The sequence below is a fragment of the Mycobacterium sp. genome (assembly GCF_035697385.1).
In the GTDB taxonomy this organism is placed as follows: domain Bacteria; phylum Actinomycetota; class Actinomycetes; order Mycobacteriales; family Mycobacteriaceae; genus Mycobacterium.
Genome location: NZ_DASSCY010000201.1, coordinates 45,693 through 59,891, shown reverse-complemented (window position 1 = coordinate 59,891; position 14,199 = coordinate 45,693). Strand labels below are relative to the sequence as shown.

General features: G+C 66.0%; 18 protein-coding genes. 10 read left to right on the top strand and 8 right to left on the bottom strand.

Annotated features, from left to right (window positions below):
- Positions 1-44: 44 nt before the first annotated feature.
- Genes VFH65_RS16610 through VFH65_RS16600 form a run of 3 tightly spaced genes read right to left on the bottom strand, consistent with a single transcriptional unit; the run spans position 45 to position 2,049 of the window.
- On the bottom strand, positions 45-257 hold the full coding sequence (locus tag VFH65_RS16610) for an exodeoxyribonuclease VII small subunit (protein WP_353322898.1): 213 nt from the start codon (positions 255-257) through the stop codon (positions 45-47).
- A complete protein-coding gene (gene xseA / locus VFH65_RS16605) occupies positions 254-1,489 on the bottom strand; it encodes an exodeoxyribonuclease VII large subunit (RefSeq protein WP_353322897.1) in 1,236 nt (411 codons plus the stop codon). Before xseA ends, VFH65_RS16610 begins: the two co-directional genes overlap by 4 nt.
- Positions 1,486-2,049 carry a lipid droplet-associated protein gene (locus VFH65_RS16600; protein ID WP_353322895.1) on the bottom strand — a complete coding sequence of 188 codons (564 nt, stop codon included), beginning with the start codon at positions 2,047-2,049 and terminating at the stop codon, positions 1,486-1,488. The genes xseA and VFH65_RS16600 overlap by 4 nt, the downstream gene beginning before the upstream one ends.
- A 54-nt stretch (positions 2,050-2,103) precedes the next feature.
- Between VFH65_RS16600 and VFH65_RS16595 the strand changes: the two genes are divergently transcribed.
- A complete protein-coding gene (locus tag VFH65_RS16595; protein ID WP_353322894.1) occupies positions 2,104-3,105 on the top strand; it encodes a 4-hydroxy-3-methylbut-2-enyl diphosphate reductase in 1,002 nt (333 codons plus the stop codon).
- An 86-nt stretch (positions 3,106-3,191) separates the two neighbouring features.
- Entirely contained in the window at positions 3,192-4,913 is a 1,722-nt protein-coding gene (locus VFH65_RS16590) for a penicillin-binding transpeptidase domain-containing protein (RefSeq protein WP_353322943.1), read from the top strand.
- Here VFH65_RS16590 and VFH65_RS16585 read toward each other — a convergent pair.
- Positions 4,910-5,947 carry a DUF6542 domain-containing protein gene (locus tag VFH65_RS16585; protein ID WP_353322893.1) on the bottom strand — a complete coding sequence of 346 codons (1,038 nt, stop codon included), beginning with the start codon at positions 5,945-5,947 and terminating at the stop codon, positions 4,910-4,912. The genes VFH65_RS16590 and VFH65_RS16585 overlap by 4 nt on opposite strands.
- Before the next feature lie 84 nt (positions 5,948-6,031).
- Here VFH65_RS16585 and ychF point away from each other — a divergent pair, with 84 nt between their 5' ends.
- The 6 genes from ychF (at position 6,032) to VFH65_RS16555 (ending at position 10,558) form a co-directional block, all read left to right on the top strand.
- Positions 6,032-7,105 carry a redox-regulated ATPase YchF gene (ychF, locus tag VFH65_RS16580; protein WP_353322891.1) on the top strand — a complete coding sequence of 358 codons (1,074 nt, stop codon included), beginning with the start codon at positions 6,032-6,034 and terminating at the stop codon, positions 7,103-7,105.
- Positions 7,106-7,156: 51 nt separating this feature from the next.
- Positions 7,157-7,441: a type II toxin-antitoxin system Phd/YefM family antitoxin gene (locus tag VFH65_RS16575; RefSeq protein WP_353322889.1), complete on the top strand. Its 285-nt coding sequence runs from the start codon at positions 7,157-7,159 to the stop codon at positions 7,439-7,441.
- Positions 7,438-7,701, top strand: a complete 264-nt coding sequence (locus tag VFH65_RS16570; protein WP_353322887.1) for a type II toxin-antitoxin system RelE family toxin — start codon at positions 7,438-7,440, stop codon at positions 7,699-7,701. The genes VFH65_RS16575 and VFH65_RS16570 overlap by 4 nt, the downstream gene beginning before the upstream one ends.
- A 41-nt stretch (positions 7,702-7,742) precedes the next feature.
- Positions 7,743-8,129 (top strand): RidA family protein, encoded by a 387-nt coding sequence (locus VFH65_RS16565; protein WP_353322885.1) that lies wholly within the window; start codon positions 7,743-7,745, stop codon positions 8,127-8,129.
- A gap of 113 nt (positions 8,130-8,242) precedes the next feature.
- Complete coding sequence (locus VFH65_RS16560) at positions 8,243-9,490, top strand: serine hydrolase domain-containing protein (RefSeq protein WP_353322884.1); 1,248 nt, start codon at positions 8,243-8,245, stop codon at positions 9,488-9,490.
- Positions 9,491-9,556: 66 nt separating this feature from the next.
- On the top strand, positions 9,557-10,558 hold the full coding sequence (locus VFH65_RS16555; protein ID WP_353322882.1) for a DUF2993 domain-containing protein: 1,002 nt from the start codon (positions 9,557-9,559) through the stop codon (positions 10,556-10,558).
- A gap of 126 nt (positions 10,559-10,684) precedes the next feature.
- On the opposite strand, the gene VFH65_RS16550 is transcribed toward VFH65_RS16555, so the two are convergent.
- Positions 10,685-11,362, bottom strand: a complete 678-nt coding sequence (locus tag VFH65_RS16550; RefSeq protein ID WP_353322941.1) for a guanylate cyclase — start codon at positions 11,360-11,362, stop codon at positions 10,685-10,687.
- Positions 11,363-11,399: 37 nt separating this feature from the next.
- Between VFH65_RS16550 and VFH65_RS16545 the strand changes: the two genes are divergently transcribed.
- Positions 11,400-11,564: a hypothetical protein gene (locus VFH65_RS16545; RefSeq protein WP_353322880.1), complete on the top strand. Its 165-nt coding sequence runs from the start codon at positions 11,400-11,402 to the stop codon at positions 11,562-11,564.
- On the opposite strand, the gene VFH65_RS16540 is transcribed toward VFH65_RS16545, so the two are convergent.
- On the bottom strand, positions 11,561-12,343 hold the full coding sequence (locus VFH65_RS16540; RefSeq protein ID WP_353322940.1) for an adenylate/guanylate cyclase domain-containing protein: 783 nt from the start codon (positions 12,341-12,343) through the stop codon (positions 11,561-11,563). The two genes, VFH65_RS16545 and VFH65_RS16540, sit on opposite strands and share 4 nt — an antisense overlap.
- A 31-nt stretch (positions 12,344-12,374) precedes the next feature.
- Here VFH65_RS16540 and VFH65_RS16535 point away from each other — a divergent pair, with 31 nt between their 5' ends.
- Entirely contained in the window at positions 12,375-13,328 is a 954-nt protein-coding gene (locus VFH65_RS16535; RefSeq protein ID WP_353322879.1) for a hypothetical protein, read from the top strand.
- Here the strand turns inward: VFH65_RS16535 and VFH65_RS16530 are convergent.
- Complete coding sequence (locus VFH65_RS16530; protein WP_353322877.1) at positions 13,325-13,699, bottom strand: SgcJ/EcaC family oxidoreductase; 375 nt, start codon at positions 13,697-13,699, stop codon at positions 13,325-13,327. The two genes, VFH65_RS16535 and VFH65_RS16530, sit on opposite strands and share 4 nt — an antisense overlap.
- Before the next feature lie 9 nt (positions 13,700-13,708).
- Positions 13,709-14,125: a hypothetical protein gene (locus VFH65_RS16525; RefSeq protein WP_353322875.1), complete on the bottom strand. Its 417-nt coding sequence runs from the start codon at positions 14,123-14,125 to the stop codon at positions 13,709-13,711.
- Positions 14,126-14,199: the final 74 nt, after the last annotated feature.

Sequence of the window (14,199 nt, the reverse complement as noted above, 5' to 3'; positions counted from 1 at the left end):
ACGTGTTTCAATTTCGAGTCTCTTCGCAGAAACTCGTTTCGAACTCAACCTTCTTCCGGCTCCTTGGCGGCCAGTGCATCCTCGACTCTCTTGCGGGCGCCAGCTAAATGCTGTTCGCAGCATTTAGCCAGCTCTTCACCTCTTTCCCACAGTTTGAGCGACGCGTCCAAGTCAAGTCCGCCCTGCTCGAGCCGTTGCACGACCTCAATCAGCTCGTCGCGGGCCTCTTCGTACCCCAGTTCACTAATAGGCTTCATTCTCTACCCTCGCTGACCGCGGTGATGGCTCCGTCGGCGACCCTGACCCGCAGCCGGGTGCCCGCAGGCGCGTGGTCCGTCGTCCGCAGGACCACGGGCTCGCCGGAGTCGGGGACCGCCTGCACGACGGCGTAACCGCGCTCCAGCGTGGCCGCAGGCCCCAGTGTGGACAGCCGCGCCGACAAGTGTCCGATCCGGTCGGCCTCGGCGGCCACAAGCCGGGTGATGTCGCGACGGGCGGCGGCGCGGGCCCGGTGGATTTCGTCGGCCCTGGCGGTCAGGGCGGCCAGCGGCTGGGCCAGCACGGGCCGGCTGCGCAGCGCCGACAGGGTGTGCTGCTCGCGGTGCACCCAGTTGCGAAGGGCCCGCGCGCTGCGGCGGCGCAGATCGGAGACGAGCGCCTGCTCGGCCGCGGCGTCGGGGACGATGCGCTTGGCGGCGTCGGTCGGGGTGGCCGCGCGCAGGTCGGCGACGAGGTCGCACAGCGGGTTGTCGGGTTCATGGCCAACGGCGCTCACCACCGGCGTGGTGCACGCGGCGATCGCGCGGCACAGCGTCTCGTCGGAGAACGGCAGCAGGTCCTCGACGCTGCCGCCACCGCGGGCGATCACGATCACGTCAACGCCCGCGTCGCGGTCCAACTCCCGCAGCGCCTCGACGACCTGCGCGACGGCGTTGGGTCCCTGGACTACGGTGTTGCGCACCGCGAATCGCACGGCGGGCCAGCGTCCGGTGGCCACCGTCATCACGTCACGTTCGGCGGCGGACGCGCGTCCGGTGATCAGGCCGATGGTGTCGGGCAGAAACGGGATCGGCCGCTTGAGCCGCGGGTCGAACAGCCCCTCGGCGTGCAGGAGTTGGCGCAGCCGCTCGATGCGGGCCAGCAGCTCGCCGATGCCGACCGCGCGAATCTCGCTGACCCGCAAGGAAAACGAGCCACGGCCGGTGTAGAACGTCGGCTTGCCGCACACCACCACCTGCACGCCCTCCGATAGCTTGACCGGCGCGTTGTGCACGAGGTCGCGCGGGCAGGTGAGCGACAGCGACATGTCGGCGGCCGGGTCGCGCAGCACCATGAAGACCGTCTTGGAATCGGGCCGCACCTTCAGTTCGGTCAGCTGGCCCTCGACCCAGACGGTGCCGAGTTTGTCGATCCAGCCCGCCACCCTGATGGCCACGGCACGAACGGGCCAGGGATTCTCGGCGGAGTTCGGCGGAGCGGACGAGGTCACTTGGCGGTCGCGCGGGTGATCCTGTTGGCCAGCAGGGTCTGGAACGGCGCGCGTGACTTGGTGGCGCCTTCGTAGGCCAGCAGGGCCTCCAAATCGGCGACCCGCAGCGACGACAGCCGGGCCCGAAGCTGTGCCAGCGTCAACGATTCGTAATCCAGCTCCACGACGATGTCGGGCGGGTCGGCCTCGGCGAGCTTGGCCTCCTTCGCCGCCGGATCGTCGTTCGAGGTGTCCGGCTCACCGCCGGTGAACAGCGCGAAGCGGCCCTCGGTGCGACGTTCGCCGTCTGTTCCCGGCCGGGCCTGTCCGTCGTCGATGTCCTCGTCGAAGGTGGCCCACTCGGGCTGCTCATCCTTCGGCGGGAACAGAGTGTCGAGGGTCTCGTCGCCCTTGATGACCAGGTCCGCCACGTCCTGCTGCACCTTCATGACGAGGTGCGCAACCTGACTCGCGATGGTCATCGGGTACATCAGGATGGTCTGCGGAAGCTTGCGGGTTTCCTCGATGGCGGTCGCTGCGGCACCCACCAGCAGACGGACCCCGTACGGTGCAGTTGCCATGGCGTTCAGCCTACGGCTGGCTGCTGCGCGTTGTAGGCCCGTACCCTGGAAGCCATGCCGCCGACAATCAACATGGGGATTCCGGGCGCCACGAGCTCGGTCACCGGTGGCGTTACCGGCAAGCGTGTGCTGCTCGCCGAGCCGCGGGGGTACTGCGCCGGCGTCGATCGGGCCGTCGAAACGGTGGAGCGTGCGCTGGAGAAGCACGGTGCGCCTGTCTACGTCCGTCACGAGATCGTGCACAACCGCCACGTCGTGGAGACCCTGGCGAAGGCCGGCGCGATCTTCGTCGAGGACAACGAAGAGGTGCCCGAGGGCTCGATCGTCGTGTTCTCCGCGCATGGCGTCGCCCCGACCGTCCACCAGACCGCCGCCGAGCGCAATCTCAAGGTCATCGACGCCACCTGCCCGCTGGTCACCAAGGTGCACAACGAGGCCAAGCGGTTCGCCCGCGACGACTACGACATCCTGCTGATCGGCCACGAGGGTCACGAGGAGGTCGTCGGCACCGCGGGGGAGGCGCCCGATCACGTGCAGCTGGTCGACGGACCGGAGGCGGTCGAGAAGGTCACCGTCCGCGACGAGAACAAGGTGATCTGGCTGTCGCAGACCACGCTGAGCGTCGACGAGACGATGGAGACGGTGCGTCGGCTGCGCGAGAAGTTCCCGACGCTGCAAGATCCGCCGAGCGACGACATCTGCTACGCCACGCAGAACCGCCAGGTCGCGGTCAAGGCGATGGCGCCGGAGTGCGAGCTGGTGATCGTCGTGGGGTCGCGCAACTCGTCGAACTCGGTGCGGCTGGTCGAGGTGGCGCTCGGCGCCGGCTCACAGGCCGCTCATCTGGTGGACTACGCCGACGACATCGACCCGGCCTGGCTTTCCGGGGTGAGGACGGTCGGCGTCACGTCCGGCGCCTCGGTGCCCGAGATCCTGGTGCGCGGTGTGCTCGAACGCCTGGCCGATTACGGCTATGACGTGGTGCAGCCGGTGACGACGGCCAACGAGACGCTGGTGTTCGCACTGCCAAGGGAGATCCGCCCGGCGCGCGCGTAGCCTCGTCGAGCGTGAACCCACTGCGAAAAACGTTGCAAAACAGCGCAATAGCTTCACGTTCGCTGATCGCGCTGGTCGCGACGCTCATGCTGGTGCTAGCCGGTTGCTCGGATTCCGAAGACCGGCTGAACAGCGCGGTGCAGAGCTTCGCCGACGCGCTCAGCCGCGGTGACGCATCTGCGGCCGCCGCCGTCACGTCCGATGCGGCGAAGGCGTCGGACACCGTCGGCAAGCTGTTCGACAGTCTCGGCAAAGACGTGCATTTCGAGGTCGGCTCGGTCGAGCGCCAAGACAACGCAGCGACATTCAGCCTCAAAGCGACGTGGAAGTTCCAGGACGGCCGTAACCAGTGGACCTACGCCACCACCGGCAACGCCACCGCGGACGGGGACAACTGGAAGATCGCGTGGAATCCGGCGACCGTCGCGCCCGGTCTGGACGCCGGCCCGCTGTCGTACAGCACGCTCGCCCCGGACCCAGCGGCAAGGGTGCTGGACCGCACCGGCGAGGAACTGCTGACCCAGCACGTGGTCACGCTGGTCAACGTTTCACCAGGCGCTGACCTGAATGCCGTTGCGGCACTGGTGAACCCGGTGGCTTCCGGTATCACCGCGGACTCATTGCAGTCGGATCTCGCCGCTGCGGGCGGCCAGCCGATCACCGCGGTCACCCTGCGCCCCGACGACCTGGCGCCCATCGAGGCGCCGCTGTCGGAGCTGCCGAACGTCACGCTGGCGCCGCAAACCAGGCTGCTGGCCACCGATAAGACCCTCACCTCCCCGGCGCTGTCCGGGCTCTCGGATCTCTGGCAGCAGCGCACCGACGATGCCGGCGGCTGGGCAGTGAACGCGCAGACCGCCGCAGGCCTCAAGCGTGTCGGCGGGCAGGACCCAAAACCCGTCGGCGACATCGCGAGCACGCTCGACAGCGGCATGCTGCGCGCGGGGGAGGAGGCGTTGGCGTCCATTGCGACTCCAGCGGCGATCGTCGCGATCCAGCCGTCGACGGGCGACGTGCTGGCCGTCGCGCAGAACGCCGCGGCCGATGCCCAGGGCCCGATTGCGCTGACGGGCCTGTACCCGCCAGGGTCGACGTTCAAGACGGTGACCGTCTCGGCCGCTCTGCAGGCCGGCCAGGTCACGCCCGACAGGGTGCTGCCCTATCCCGGCACGGAGAACATCGAGGGCCGCCAGATCCCCAACGACGACAATTTCGACCTTGGCGAGGTGCCGCTGCACACGGCGTTCGCGCGGTCGTGCAACACCACGATGGGGCGCCTGGCGGTCAATCTGCCGCCTGACGGCCTGACGAAGGCGGCCGCTGCGCTGGGCCTGGGGATCGATTACACGGCCCCCGGCATGACGACCGTCACCGGAAGCGTGCCCGTCGCCGACACGCCAGCGCTTCGGGTGGAAGAGGGGATAGGGCAGGGTCAGGTGACCGCGTCACCGTTCGGTATGGCGCTGGTGGCCGCGGCGCTGGCACACGGCTCGGTGCCGTCGCCGACGATCGTTGCGGGACAACCCGGAAAGCCCGACCGCACCCTGGATCCGCTGCCCGCGACCGTCGCCGACCAGGTGAAGGCGATGATGCGGGAGACCGTCACGGGCGGCACCGCGTCCCAGTTGCAGGACATTCCCGACATGTTGGGCAAGACGGGCACCGCCGAATACATCGACGACCAGCACGCTCATGGCTGGTTCGTCGGCATCAGCGGCGACCTGGCACTGGCGGTGTTCATCAGCGATGCCGGCAGTTCTGCGCCTGCGGTGGACGCCGCCGGCCGATTCCTGCGCGCGCCGAGTTAGATGTCGTACTCCCAGCGTTCGGGTTCGCGATCGCGTCGGGCCCGCCGGGGGGTGCGATTCTCAGCGTCGTCCACGTCGCCGCGGTAGCGCACCCGCGAGACGGGGTGATGGGTGCTGTTGCCGTTGGTGCCGTGGGGTTCGGACGGCTGGTAGTCGTCGTAGCGGCGGCGACGTTCGGTGCGCTCGTTGGGGATGCGGCGGTCGGCGGGCGGCACCCTTTTCCGGGGCTCTCGGGTCGACGAGGTGCGTGGCCGGCGCCGCGGTTCGGCGGGAGGCACAGGCGGTGGCTCGGTCTGCCGGGCTGAGCGAGGCCGGCGGGGACGTTCGACGACCGGTTCGATGAGTTCCGTTTCCGGAGGGCGCGCGTGCCGTGACTGCGGAGGCCTGGCGCGCTTGGTGGGTCGGCCGGCGCGGGTGGATTGGTCAGCGGCAGGCTTCGTTGCACGGCGGCTGGACCGCTCGATGGAGTGCTTGCGAGTCGGGGACTCGACGGCCTCGTCTTCTTCTTCGGCAGGCTCCCGAGACAGCAGCGACGACACCTTCGACGTCAAGCTGGAGCTCGTCGCCTCCTTGGCCGTTGTACCCGGTGTCGCACGTCGCGTCGACATGCCGAAATACCATCGCGCCATCCCGATAATCAGCACGGCGGCCGAGGTGAAAAACATCACTGGGAACCGCTCAATGAGCGGATAGCCGAAGTTGATCAGCGCGTCCTTGACACCGGTGAACGCGGCGCCGTGGAACAGGAAGTACGCGGTCGGCACCGCGACGAACAGGATGAGCGGGGGCTGGATGACCGCGGTGAAGACGCCGCTCTGCCGCACCGCGAGAACTGCGACGATGCAGCCGACCATGTACGACGCCGCGAAAACCAGGCTGAGTTCTTTGGCACCGGAACCGGCGTCATAAGCAAAGCCGATGGCGGTCGCCGTGACGGCGACCAGCACAGCACCCCACCACGGGACACCCGGAAAGTTGGGGTGCGCAGAGCGATGGTCGGCCGTCACCGCCGACCGTGCACGCTGTGCTGACACAGGTAGACCGTACCGGCTCTAGGTAAAAGTAGCCGTCAGCGCGATTCTGGCGAGCCCGTCACAGTCTCCTACACTCTGGACCCTGTGGGCATGAACCTAGGAATCGTCGGATTGCCGAATGTCGGAAAGTCGACGCTGTTCAACGCGTTGACGCGCAACAACGTGCTGGCGGCTAACTATCCGTTCGCGACGATCGAGCCGAACGAGGGTGTCGTGCCGCTGCCCGACTCGCGGTTGGCCGAGCTCTCGAAGATGTTTGACTCGGAAAAGATCGTGCCTGCGCCGGTGACGTTCGTGGACATCGCAGGCATCGTCAAGGGCGCGTCCGAGGGCGCTGGTCTTGGCAACAAGTTCCTGGCCAACATCCGCGAGAGCGATGCGATTTGCCAGGTGGTGCGGGTTTTCACCGATGACGACGTCGCACACGTCGACGGCAGGATCGATCCCAAGTCCGATATCGAGGTGATCGAGACGGAGCTGATCCTCGCGGATCTGCAGACACTCGAGAGGGCGCTGCCGCGGCTGGAGAAGGAAGCCCGTACCAACAAGGACAGGCGGCCGGTGCATGAGACTGCGGTGGCGGCGCAGGAGATTCTCAACGGCGACAAGACACTGTTCGCGGCGGGAGTTGATGTTTCGGCGCTGCGTGAGTTGAACCTGCTGACCACCAAGCCGTTCCTGTATGTGTTCAACGCCGATGAGGCGGTGCTGACCGACGACGCTCGGGTGGCGGCGCTGCGGGAGCTGGTCGCGCCGGCGGATGCAGTGTTCCTGGACGCGAAGATCGAGGCTGAGCTGCAGGAGCTGGACGACGAGTCGGCGGCCGAATTGCTCGAGTCGATCGGCCAGACCGAACGCGGACTGGATGCGCTGGCGCGGGCGGGCTTTCACACGCTGCGTCTGCAGACGTTCCTGACCGCTGGCCCAAAAGAGTCGCGCGCCTGGACAATTCACCAGGGCGACACGGCGCCGAAGGCCGCTGGTGTCATCCACACCGACTTCGAGAAGGGTTTCATCAAGGCCGAGATCGTGTCGTTCGACGACCTGGTCGAGGCCGGGTCGATGGCCGCAGCCAAGGCCGCGGGCAAGGTCCGGATGGAGGGCAAGGATTACGTCATGGCCGACGGCGACGTGGTGGAGTTTCGCTTCAACGTGTAGTCGTCACGGTCGAGAGGCGGCCGTACCGCCGATCGCGCTAGAATTCTGTACATGGCTACTCTTCCGCTGGCAGAGGTCCGTGCGAACCTCTCGAAACTCGTCGATGAGGCGGTCCGCACTCATGAGCGAATAGAGGTCACCAGACAAGGTCGTCGGGCCGCTGTGATTCTCAGTGCGGAGGACTTCGACTCCATCATGGAGACCCTGGCGATTCTCAGTGATCAAGAGTTGATGCGCGAGTTGCGTGATGCGGAGGCCGAATCAGAGAGCGGCGAGGTGTACACCCTCGATGAGGTAACAGAGGAGATGCGCGCCGCTGGGCGGCTCAGGCGGTGACCTATCGCATTGAGTTGACAAAATCTGCGAAGAAGGCGCTGACAGAACTGTTACCCGAAGCAGTCGCCGCCGCATGTTGGGAGTTCATTAGAGGCCCGCTCGCGGAGAATCCGTATCGCGTTGGCAAGCCGCTTCGCGATCAACTGGAGGGGCGATACTCGGCGCGGCGAGGCGAATTCCGGGTTATCTACCAGGTTTTCGACCAACGAATCGTCGTCCGTGTCATCCATATTTCACATCGTCGTGACGCATATCGATGACGTGATCCGGTCGAGTTCCGCTTCAACGTTTAAGGAGTGACGTGACTCATCATCCTCACGACCCCGCCAGCGTGCCGGCAGCGATCGGCGGCTACACCAACGCGATGGAGGTCGGGCCCGGTCAGCGGTTGCTCTACATCAGCGGTCAGATTCCAGAGACACCGGCGGGTGTCGTGCTCGAGAGCGCTGAGGATCAGTGCCGCCTGGTCTGGGAGCACATCGTGGCCTGCCTCCGGTCGGCGGGGATGGGCGTTACCGACCTTGTCAAGGTGACGACGTTCCTGAGCAGCCGCGATCTTGCGCCGGTCAACACTGCCGTGAGGCAAGAGGTACTCGGTGAGCACTGTCCAGCTCTGACTGTCGTCGTCGCGCAGATCTTCGACCCGAAGTGGAAGTTGGAGATCGAGGCCATCGCCGCTGCAGCGTGAACACCGATCTTGGTGGTGCGAACGGGGCTACGCTCCGGCTACCCAACTGAGGCGGTGTGGCGACGATGATCGTTTCCCGAATGCGATGCGTCGGGCTCGCTGCGTGCATGGCCATGGTGATCACAAGCTGTTCGTCCAGTACCGAGCCTACGACGCAACCAACGGCAACGACGACCGCGGCCAGCTCTGCGCCGGAGGCTTCGGCGCTAAAGACCATCGATCCCAAGGCATTTCAGGCCGTCGTCGACACCGCCGCTGAGAAGCTGATGGTCCCCGGCGCGACGGTGCTGCTGCGCACCCCTCAGGGAGACTTCAACGCCGCTTTCGGCACCACCGAACTCGGAGCTCAGACGCCGCCGGATGCCAACACTCATTTCCGCATCGCCTCGAACACCAAGACCATGACGGCGGCGCTGATCGTGTTGCTTGCCCAGGACGGCAAGCTGAAGTTCAGCGACCCGGTCTCGGCCTTCGTTCCGGACGTTCCCAACGGTGAAAACATCACCGTCGCGCAGCTTTTGAAGATGCGCAGTGGCCTGTACGGCTACACCGCCGACCCCGAACTCTCGGCCGTTATGGATGCCGACCCCGGCAAGGCCTGGACGCCGCAGGAAGTATTGGACATCGCATTCCGGCATCCGCCGCAGTTCGCGCCCGACGCCTCCTACGAGTACTCCAACACCAACTACGCATTGCTCGGTCTCATCGCCGAGAAAGCCGGCGGGCAACCGCTGGCCCAGCAGTTCAAGGACCGGCTGTTCGGCCCGGCCGGCCTCACGCAGACGTCCCTGCCCGCCACGGACGACACATCGATTCCGGCTCCCTATTCGCACGGCTACATGTACGGAGGAAGCTTCTACGCACTCGCCGACGATCCGTATCCCGCCGACATGCAGGCCGCCGCGCGGGCCGGAACGTTGCAACCCATCGACTACACCAACCAGAACCCGTCGTACGCCACCGCGGCCGGGGGAGCGATCTCCACGGCCGCAGACTTGGCCACCTGGATGAAGGCACTCGTCACGGGCAAGATCTTGAATTCCGACTATCACCAACAGTGGCTGACGAGCCTGCAGGCCGAGGACCCCGACGCGCCAGACGGACAGAAATACGGGTACGGCATCTCGTATCAGCGCTTCGGCCCGCAGGCCGCCATGTACTACCACGGCGGCGAGCTCCCCGGCTTCAACTCCTTTATGGGGTACGACCCCGATAACGATGTGGCGCTCGTTATTTGGACGAATCTGACGCTCTCGCCGGACGGCAACACGACGGCGCAGGCCATGCTTGCCCCGCTGCTCGACGAGATCTACGCCGGCTTGTCGTTGGTACCCCCGCAGACTCCGACGACCACCAGGTAGGCGACTGAAGACAATTGTGGCCGCCATTCGCCCGCTACGTCGCGCAGATAAGGCAGAATCGCGCAGGTGACGACGCCGCCGCAACGCCCCGATCAGCCTGGATGGCGCGGCAGGGGGACACCGCCCGACCCCGCGACGCGACGGCTCCCGCGCCCTGGACGGCCGGACTCACCGACCGACCACATCCGCAAGCCCCAGTCGCCAGCCGATTTCTTACCGACCCAACAGATCCGGCGCGTGCCGCCACCACCGCCACCGACGCCACCACCGCCACGACCGCCGGCGCCGCCACCACCGCCTCCGGCGGCCCCCAACCTTGCGCAACCCGGCGGCAAGAAGCCGCGCGGTTCGCTGCGCAACCGGCAGTCGATCGTTCTGATCGCGATCATCATCGTCGCGCTGCTGGCGGGCGGTCTGGCCGGCGGCGAGCTGTACGCGCGCCATCGCGCCGACAGCATTCTGGTGGAGGTTGCCGAATGCGTCGTTCAGGACGGCGTCACCATCTCGTTCGGCGTGAATCCGCCATTCTTGTGGCAGCACATCACCGGCCACTACACCAACATCTCGGTCTCCACGGCCGGGGACCGGGTCCAGGACGCCAAGGGAATGACGGCCGACGTGACGCTCGAGGATGTGCGGTTGCAGGATTCCGCGGACTCCAAGGGCACCATCGGATCGCTGACGGCGACACTGGCCTGGAAGTCCGAGGGCATCAAGGAAACCGTGGCCGAGAACCTTCCTGGTGTCGGCAATTTGATCACCGGTGTGAGCACGGAACCCGGCGCGGGCGCCATCGTCCTGGAAGCGGGCAGCAACAGCGTCACGGCCAAACCTGTTGTCACCGACGGTGACCTCAATCTCGAGGTTCTCGACGTCGTCGGCCCGCTGCCGAGGGACGCGATACAGACTGCGCTGAACGAGCTGACCAAGAAACTGAACGACAACTATCCGCTCGGTATTCACGCCGATAGCGTCGAAGTGACCGAGACCGGAGTCGTCGGGAAGTTCTCCAGCCAGAACGCATCCATCCCGAAAGAGGATGCGAACCCCTGTTTCGCGCGGCTCTAGAGTGTCGTGAGTCGTTATCTTGGCCGCAGCGACCGGTAAACCTTTCAGCGGTCAGCGACATTGTCGCTGTGAGGTTGGCACTTCGCATTGTGGTCCGGACTGACCCATTGCGACGGGCGCGGGACCCTATGGGATGACGGCGATTTCGTTGCCGAGCCGGTATCCCTGCGCCAGCGGCAGCGCGTCGCCACTCCAGAACTTGCCGGGATCGAACCAGTTGTAGTGCTTCTCTGTCGAGAGCAGGCCCATTTCCTCGTAGGTGATCGCGACGGTCTCCGCGCAATAGGCCGTTTCCAGGCCGACTTGCAGCTTCTCGGCCTTCCTGCGTTGCGTACTCTCACGAACCTTGCTGTGCACGAACGGGATTCCCCTGGTGAAGTCGGCGACTCCTGGCAATCGGCCGCGGAACCATCGACCGGTTAGCCGGGCGGTGCTGGGAAATGGTGTGCCGTCCATGCGGGCGACGACCTTGAGTGCGCGGTCTTCCTGCTCGCGGTTGGCGTACGGCGTGAGCTGACGAAGCCAGCATCGCTGCCCGTAGTTGTTGATCCAGCGCTCCACGGCCAGGCGCAGGTCGTTGAGCTGCACACCACGATGATTACCCCCCGTCCACATGTCGGTCAGCTTGTCGCCGAGCTCGGCATGCCAGATCAACGGCGGCAGGTCCTCGATCGCGATGGCCATCCCGACGTGGTTGACCGGCGCGTTGCTCATCGTCTGGATCGCCCGGTCCGGTCCGGAACTGCCACGGAACAGCCAGATGTCTCCGGTCCGGGTCTCGTCCAATGCCCGCTCGAGGGACACGGTGCTTTCCTTCACGCCCGAAGCTTAGGCTCTTGTCATGCGCGGGATATGGAAGTGGATCGGCATGGCTGGCGTCGCCGGCGTGGTGGCGGGCGGAGTGCTCGTCGCGCGTGATCAGCGGCGCCGTAATTCGTACTCCGCCGAGGACATCCGCTCCCGGCTGCACCAACGCGTAGCCGAAGCCGGCAAAGCCAAGGACTAAGCGGCAACCGCGTAGAGCCGATACGAGCCAGAGAACCCCTTGAGCTCGGCGTTTCGTCCGTCGTCGAACGTGACGTCGTCGAGGTCGCGCAGCGCGTCGCGCACCACCTCGCTTACCAGGATCTCGCCGCCGTCGGCTTCACTGGCCACGCGCGCCGCCATCGCGACGTTCCGCCCGAACAGATCATCGCCTCGCCGCACCGACTTACCCATGTGTATGCCGATGCGGACCCGAATTCCGTTGGGCCGCCTGCTAAGTGAGCGTTGGACGTCGAGGCTGCAACGCACCGCTTCCTCGGGGTGCGTGAACGCGACCATGAAACCGTCGCCCTGGCTCTTGACCACATGCCCCGAGTGGTTCTTGACATGACGGCGCACCATCTTGTCGTGCCTGCCGATGAGCCTGACCCACGCCCGATCGCCGATGCGCTCGTTGAGCGCCGTCGACTCCTCGATATCGGAGAACAGGATCGCCACCTTGCCGCTGGGGGCGAGCCGCGCCAAATCCGGCCGCTCCACCTCGGCCCAGTCGGCGAGGTCCTCGATCGAGGACCGTACCGCCGCCTCCAACCCGTCCTTGCGCAAGATGTTGGCGGTCTGCCACACCTGCTTGACGGCCTCCCTCCCACCGGTGAACAGCATGTTCCTGGTGTCGACGCGACGGCGCAGTTCCTGTACCTCGGCTCGACTGCGCCGCAGCCACACCCACAGCACGACCAGCCCCACGGCCTCCGCCACGGCGACCCCGGCAAGCACGTAGGCCGCGATCTGCGCTCCCATCACCGGTCAAGTATTGGATGCTGAAGCCGTGATGCCCGCCACCGCCCCCTATTACGAGAGTCGTTACCTCCGCGCAAACGACCCCGACCTGCCGCAAGCGATATGGCTGCGCGAAACGCTGCTGCTGCCGACGGACGGTGATCCGGTCGCCGATGTGTGGGTGATGGTGTTCGACCCCGAGGGCGCGGGCAATCGCGCGCTCAAGGAGCCGTACTCGATCGACGCCGCCGACTACAACTACGACGAGTGGACCGCGCGGATCGGTGCGACCACGATCGACGACCGGTCAGCGCAGGGCGTGATCACCGGCCGAAGCCGCTCGGCACGCTGGGATCTGCGCATCACGCCGGGCGCCGAAGCGCCCGTCAAGCTCCTCACCGAACGCGGATACGCGGCCCGATTCCCGACGGCCAAGACCATGGTCCGCCATCCGCTGGCGCAGTTCGACGGTCAGCTCGAACTCGACGACCTCCGCCTCGGGATCGACGGCTGGACCGGCAGCGTCAACCAGAACTGGGGCACCCGGCACACGCCTGCCTACGCGTTCGGTCAGGTGTGCGGCTTCGACGACGCACCCGATTCGAGCCTGGAGATCGTCACCGCACGCGCGGCGATCGGCCCGGTCTTGCTGCCTGCCGCCACGCTGTTCGTGTTCCGCCACGCCGGAGAAGAGTTCGCGGTCCGCTCGATCCGGGGCAGCCTGCACACCCATGGCCGTTACCGGCCGTTCTCCTGGCAATTCGGGGCGCGCGTGGGGGAGCGGATGATCGAGGGGGAGATCGTCACCGAGCCGGACGACGTCATCGGCCTGACGTACACCGACACCGACGGCGGCTCGAAGTACTGCTATAACTCTGCGCTCGCGACATGTCGAATCCAGTTGGCGGGAAAGGCGTTTGAGCGCACCGAGCTTGTTGCCACCCGACGCGTGATGTTCGAGATTCTGACCGACACCCGACACGATGCGGTGCCGCTGCTGGCCTAACCGAACGCGCTGGTGATGGTCGCCATGTCGAAGTAGTCGCGCCACGCCGCGATTTTGCCGTCGACGACTTCGAACACACCCATCACGGGCAGAGGGAATTCGTCGCCATCCTTGCGGCGCATCACGTCGGTGCGTTCGTTCATCACCAACGTGCCGTCGCTGACCTGCCGGTGCACCTGGAAGTCGATGCCTTCGAACCCGGCAAGAAACCCGGCGATGAACTCTTTGATCGCTTCCCGGCCCTTCACCGGCTCCATCGGAATGTTGTGGTAGACGGCGTCGTCGGTGAAGTAGCCGGCCAGCTCATCAGGGTCGGGCGTCGCCCATTTCTTGCAGAACTCGGTCACCAGGTCGTCAGCGGAGCGTGTCATGCCTCGATGCTAGACACCCGTCGACGAACCGGGCCGCACGATCATCAACACCGTGACCACGACCCACAGCAGGTTGAAGATGCCGGTCGTCATGGCCAGCCGGGTGACGGTCGTGCCGTCCAACGCGGCGCGCTGGTCCGGCAGGATGCTCACGACGAGCACCACCGCCGCGACGGCGGTAAGCGCAATCGACACCAGCACCCATGCCTGTGTCAGTACGCCCATTGACACCGCCGTCGCGATGCCCAGCAGCGGTACCGCCACGCCCACCACGGCGTAGGTCTGGCAGATCCGATAGAGGACGTGAGCCACCGGAAGCGACTGGTTTGCCCGTGCGTAGCGGGGAAACATGCTGGCCGCGACGGCGATTGGTCCTACGGCCAGGATCGCGACGATCACATGGGCGCTGAGCAGAATCGCGGACATCGATCCATACGCTAGAGCAGAAAGTGAGATCCGAACCTCTCGCTTCTGGACAGGTTCCGCAAGAATCTGGCCAG

What these genes read in the sequence shown, in the direction of transcription:
- VFH65_RS16610 (WP_353322898.1), bottom strand. Translation starts at nt 257, where the DNA reads ATGAAGCCTATTAGTGAACTGGGGTACGAAGAGGCCCGCGACGAGCTG.
- VFH65_RS16600 (WP_353322895.1), bottom strand. Translation starts at nt 2,049, where the DNA reads ATGGCAACTGCACCGTACGGGGTCCGTCTGCTGGTGGGTGCCGCAGCG.
- VFH65_RS16595 (WP_353322894.1), top strand. Translation starts at nt 2,104, where the DNA reads ATGCCGCCGACAATCAACATGGGGATTCCGGGCGCCACGAGCTCGGTC.
- VFH65_RS16590 (WP_353322943.1), top strand. Translation starts at nt 3,192, where the DNA reads ATGCTGGTGCTAGCCGGTTGCTCGGATTCCGAAGACCGGCTGAACAGC.
- VFH65_RS16575 (WP_353322889.1), top strand. Translation starts at nt 7,157, where the DNA reads ATGGCTACTCTTCCGCTGGCAGAGGTCCGTGCGAACCTCTCGAAACTC.
- VFH65_RS16560 (WP_353322884.1), top strand. Translation starts at nt 8,243, where the DNA reads ATGGTGATCACAAGCTGTTCGTCCAGTACCGAGCCTACGACGCAACCA.
- VFH65_RS16545 (WP_353322880.1), top strand. Translation starts at nt 11,400, where the DNA reads ATGCGCGGGATATGGAAGTGGATCGGCATGGCTGGCGTCGCCGGCGTG.
- VFH65_RS16540 (WP_353322940.1), bottom strand. Translation starts at nt 12,343, where the DNA reads ATGGGAGCGCAGATCGCGGCCTACGTGCTTGCCGGGGTCGCCGTGGCG.
- VFH65_RS16535 (WP_353322879.1), top strand. Translation starts at nt 12,375, where the DNA reads ATGCCCGCCACCGCCCCCTATTACGAGAGTCGTTACCTCCGCGCAAAC.
- VFH65_RS16530 (WP_353322877.1), bottom strand. Translation starts at nt 13,699, where the DNA reads ATGACACGCTCCGCTGACGACCTGGTGACCGAGTTCTGCAAGAAATGG.
- VFH65_RS16525 (WP_353322875.1), bottom strand. Translation starts at nt 14,125, where the DNA reads ATGTCCGCGATTCTGCTCAGCGCCCATGTGATCGTCGCGATCCTGGCC.